The organism is Streptomyces niphimycinicus, from assembly GCF_018883605.1.
Taxonomy (GTDB): Bacteria; Actinomycetota; Actinomycetes; order Streptomycetales; family Streptomycetaceae; genus Streptomyces; species Streptomyces niphimycinicus.
In genome coordinates this window covers 1-472 of record NZ_JAHLEM010000585.1, presented here as the reverse complement: position 1 = coordinate 472, position 472 = coordinate 1, and the positions used below count along the sequence as shown (strand labels likewise).

Below are 472 nucleotides of genomic sequence, written 5' to 3'. Positions count from 1 at the left end.
GCTGCTGGAGACGTCCTGGGAGGCGTTCGAGCGGGCCGGAATCGACCCGGTCGCGGTGCGCGGCCGGCAGATCGGCGTCTTCGTCGGCACCAGCAATCACGATTACCTGGGCGCGATCCTCAGTTCCAACGAGAACTTCGAGGGCTATTTCGGCACCGGTAACGCCGCGAGCGTCGCTTCCGGCCGCCTTTCCTACACCTTCGGTTTCGAGGGCCCGGCCGTCACCGTCGACACCGCCTGCTCCTCCTCGCTGGTGGCCCTCCACCTCGCCGTCCAGGCGCTGCGCAACGGCGAATGCTCGCTCGCGCTCGCCGGTGGCGCGACCCTCATGTGCGCGCCCGGCGTCTTCGTCGACTACAGCAAGATGCGCGGACTGGCCCTCGACGGCCGCTCCAAGCCCTTCGCCCCGGAGGCCGACGGCTTCTGCCTGGGCGAGGGCGTCGGCATGCTGCTCGTCGAGCGGCTGTCGGAC

At 69.9% G+C, this 472-nt stretch carries 1 protein-coding gene; it reads left to right on the top strand.

Features of this window, described 5'->3' with window-relative positions:
- The coding region (locus KN815_RS36910; protein ID WP_216346210.1) for a beta-ketoacyl synthase N-terminal-like domain-containing protein at positions 1 to 472 on the top strand (472 nt) is incomplete at both ends.